This window comes from Arthrobacter sp. 9V (genome assembly GCF_902506065.1).
Classification (GTDB): domain Bacteria; phylum Actinomycetota; class Actinomycetes; order Actinomycetales; family Micrococcaceae; genus Arthrobacter.
Window position 1 is genome coordinate 1 of the sequence record NZ_LR733039.1, and the last position, 1,220, is coordinate 1,220.

Annotated in this window: 2 protein-coding genes; both read left to right on the forward strand. The window is 68.3% G+C overall.

Annotation, left to right across the window (positions count from 1 at the left end):
* Positions 1–385: hypothetical protein (locus BACI9J_RS23600; protein WP_159736741.1), on the forward strand; the 385-nt coding region annotated here is incomplete at its 5' end.
* Positions 386–414: 29 nt separating this feature from the next.
* Positions 415–1,125, forward strand: a complete 711-nt coding sequence (locus tag BACI9J_RS23605) for a hypothetical protein (protein ID WP_159558295.1) — start codon at positions 415–417, stop codon at positions 1,123–1,125.
* Positions 1,126–1,220: the final 95 nt, after the last annotated feature.

A 1,220-nucleotide genomic window follows, 5' to 3' on the forward strand; every position in this document is an offset into this window, starting at 1 on the left:
GGTCCCGCTCATGAGCGCACTCCTCGCCCCGGTCATCAACATAACCACCAGCGCCGTCATCGCGGCACACACGCCGTCCGAGGTGACGGCGAAGGGCGCCAACATCAACCCGTTCGACGGCGTCAAGCCGGACCCGTCGTGGCTCGGCGACAACTTCACCACCCAGTGGAAGATCGCGCTTGGCGGTATCTGGTTCCTCTTCATCCTCGGATCGGCGTTCTTCCTGCTCAAGGCCGTCTCGAGGCTGCGGCACTTCAAGAACGCGAAGAACCCGCAGAAGGCCGAGGCCGCAAAGGGCGAGGTGATCGGCACGTCCCTGATGACCGGCGGAATCATCATCGTCCCGGCGATCTTCGGGTTCATCCTCAACGCCGTCAACGGCTGATCCGTCCACACCAGCGAGGGGAATCGCACATGAGCAAGCAGACCGCATCCCAGCCCCGGCGTCGCCGCCGGTGGTGGCTGATCCCAGTCGGGATCCTCGCGGCGATCGCACTCGTCGCGGTCGGCGTCACCATCGCGAACCTCGCCTCGCCGAACACCACCCGCACCCCGGCCGGGGCGGCCACCGAGGCCCCCACGGGCACCGGCAGCACCGCCCCGGTCCAGGGCGTCGACTACGCCTCTGGCTGCGTCGCCGGCCCGGACATCACATCGAAGGACCTACTCGAGCTCCGGGAGAAGAAGCAGTTCACCCCGGCCGGGGCCGCGGAGTTCCTCGGCGCGTTCATGCAGCTCTACAGCGCCGCGGACCCCGACCGGCGCCCGAACCTGCGGGAGACCGTCGACGACGTCGCGGACGGCACCGCGCACTCGATGCTCGCCGGGTCCGATCTGTCGAAGTCGGGCTACGACGACGGGCAGACACACGGCGTCGACCTGTCCGGTTCGGCGTACCTGGTCCGGGACAGCACCGACACCACCGTCACCATCGCCTTCGCCGGCCTCACCACGACGAACGGCAAACCCGACCCCGCCGAGGACAGCGCCTCCAAGTACCAGTACACGGGCGGCACCTTCACCCTCACCACCAGCGCGCAGGGCTGGGTCATCTCCGACGCCGATCCCTCTCCCGGCTGGGACGAGGGCCTGACGTCCGGCACCAAGTACAAGGAGGGCTGCTGATGGCATGCCAAGCAGGAGCAATCGTCTGCGGCGGCGGTGACGCACTCGCCAAAGGCCTGTCGTGGGTCTCCGGCGTGTTCGCCAAGGGCAAGGGG

What these genes read in the sequence shown, in the direction of transcription:
- BACI9J_RS23605 (WP_159558295.1), top strand. Translation starts at nt 415, where the DNA reads ATGAGCAAGCAGACCGCATCCCAGCCCCGGCGTCGCCGCCGGTGGTGG.